This is a genomic window from Amphritea sp., from assembly GCF_050300915.1.
Taxonomy (GTDB): domain Bacteria; phylum Pseudomonadota; class Gammaproteobacteria; order Pseudomonadales; family Balneatricaceae; genus Amphritea.
The window spans coordinates 1-2,431 of the sequence record NZ_JBNKYN010000147.1; the positions used below are offsets into that span (position 1 = coordinate 1).

Below are 2,431 nucleotides of genomic sequence, written 5' to 3' on the forward strand. Positions count from 1 at the left end.
ACTTCGCCAGCGGCGAAGGTCAGCGTACCGCTGTTGGCGGTGAAGTCATCCGCTTCGGCGCTGTCACCCGCGGCAATACTGGTGGAGAAATCGATCGAGCCTGCCTGAGTACCGCCTGTACGCGTGACGGTAAAGGTCATCAGACCACCTTCACTTACCTGAACATCGGCAACGCTGTAGAGGGAAGGCGGCGCGGGGAAGTCTGCTTCGTTATCGACATAAGGGTCACGCTGCCAATCTTCGGGGGTGGTGTCAAAACCGGCTTTAGCGATAACCTCTTCTGCGGTGCGATCAACCGACTGAAATTCAGAAAACCCGGAACGTGTAGGGGGGGTGTTACCGGCGGCAGTCTCTTCAAGAATCTGGGTAGGATCCTGACCTGCAAGGATGGCTTCCTGAATACTAGCTACATCAACGGGTTCAGTACCGACTGATTCAATAACCAGAACAATCTCACCGGTAGCAGGGTCAACCCGTACAACCGCAGCGGTATCTTCTGGCAATTTATCATTGGTAGGTTTACCAAGATCAAGCTCAGCCTCACTACCCCCGCGAACAATAATCATATCGCCGTCACTGACCTTATCGCCAGCGCGAAGCGCGTGCTCAGAGCCTTTCGAATCAACGACTACGACTTCACCAGAAACACTTACGACAGTTCCTTTGGCAGCTTCTATATTTTCCATGACTTCCCCCCAGAAGATATTATTCTGATTATTCGATTCTCAACCAAACGAGACATCAAGATCTAAAATAAGACCATTGTGTTGCATATTAGTTACACTTCAAATGTTGCATTATTGAAGTTACCAGCCAACAGACTCATTAACATCCGTTTAAAATTTTGCAAATAGTATCACAAGCTTAATGCTGTAAGCACCTATAATATCGTTATATTCTGCCCATATTGGTGAGCCTGAAAATCCAAAATATTCGTTTAAAATCCCGTCCTCAAAACGATAATAGCAGAAAAAAAGTGTCTCCATTTAAATACAGATTACTAACTCTATGATAAAACAGGAGTTAGGATTAAATTCTCATAAAGTGATAACACTGATGTGCAGTGTATTCCCGCCACTTAGCATAAACCAAACGGCTCTGTACCCAGTATGAGCATCTGTAAGATATGCCCAAATACCGAAAACAAACACCATGCACAATCTACAATCATCGCCAGCCAATCTCACTGGCCGTAAGTGGACCAACAATAACGTCATCGAGGGATTTAGGAATCAACAGCCAGCCCGGGGAGACCTTTACCCGTCCCGCCATAACTTCGGCACGAGTTTGCGGCAATAACGGCTTTTGCTGAGGATCCGCATATCCGTCCGGAAAAATTGGCTCGTTAGTTTCAAGACTATATTTGTCCGATGCGCCGAATGTATGCATCAGCTCATGGGCAATAACAAAGTTATTTGTTCCCATGTAATCAACACTGGCGAATCCATTCACCAACCCTATCATCCCTTTTTGTAATCCCAGCGAATGGGACAGCTGCTGATTTTCTCTGGGAGAAAAGTAGCGAAGATAGACCCGCACATCCGGTTTGGGCCCTTGCCAGTTGTCATGCTTCCATGACCACCAGCGCATACTAAGACTCCAGAAAACCCGCTCAGCCAGGCCTGCCTGGATATCTATTTCTGGCGGTTGCACGTCAAGAGGTGGTGCAAGATGAAACTCAGTTACCGGGTTTAAACCTATCTGGTAACGACCCGCCTCCCGGGCAAAAAAACGGTTAATATCATCGAAATGCTCAGCACTCAGTGCATTAATATACATCTGAGTATCGGCCTGTCCATCTGCATTTATAGGATACAAAACAACCCAGACCGGGCGCTGCCAGGACTGAATACGCACACTGGATAACCAGGTATTCATCGCCACCAAAAACAGGGCAATCAACAAAATAATTATCCGCAGCGAGCGAAAACGGCGAGATCTCAGCATAGTATCTCCATGCTCAATGCTGATCTGAAGAATCTTCAAAAATCACGATAATTGCGTTAGAAAGATCCGAAGAACTTGCTAACTATATCAGCTTAAAGCAAAAACAATGAATAAATAGCGTAGCGTTTTACCCACGGTAATGAGAACAAGCGAGAGAAGCAGATGGCAGCGAAACCATCCGGCGACAAAACAGAGCGGATCACCAATAATGGGCAACCATGAAAGTAATAAAACTGCCGGCCCATACTGCTGAATCAATGAGAGAGCACGCTGCTGGCTCCTCTTTTCCGGCCGCCGCGCAGGCCAGCGAACACTGACCCACCAGCCCATAACGAAGGTCACCGCTCCGCCAAGACTGTTACCCAGACTCGCCACCGATAACAACAACAGCGGCTGAAACTCCGGCTGGGTTAACAAATATCCCAGCAACACTTCAGAACCCCCAGGCAACAGGGTTGACGCGATAAAACTACTGAGAAACAGC

3 protein-coding genes are annotated in these 2,431 nt (G+C 47.5%); all 3 read right to left on the reverse strand.

Translation table 11 applies throughout. From position 1 onward, the window contains the following. A partial coding sequence (locus tag ACQY8X_RS20775; RefSeq protein WP_428037039.1) for a retention module-containing protein occupies nucleotides 1–686 on the reverse strand: 686 nt, incomplete at its 3' end. A gap of 481 nt (nucleotides 687–1,167) precedes the next feature. Then, nucleotides 1,168–1,947 (reverse strand): hypothetical protein, encoded by a 780-nt coding sequence (locus tag ACQY8X_RS20780; protein WP_428037040.1) that lies wholly within the window; start codon nucleotides 1,945–1,947, stop codon nucleotides 1,168–1,170. An 87-nt stretch (nucleotides 1,948–2,034) separates the two neighbouring features. Beyond that, nucleotides 2,035–2,431: YqaA family protein (locus ACQY8X_RS20785; RefSeq protein WP_428037041.1), on the reverse strand; the 397-nt coding region annotated here is incomplete at its 5' end.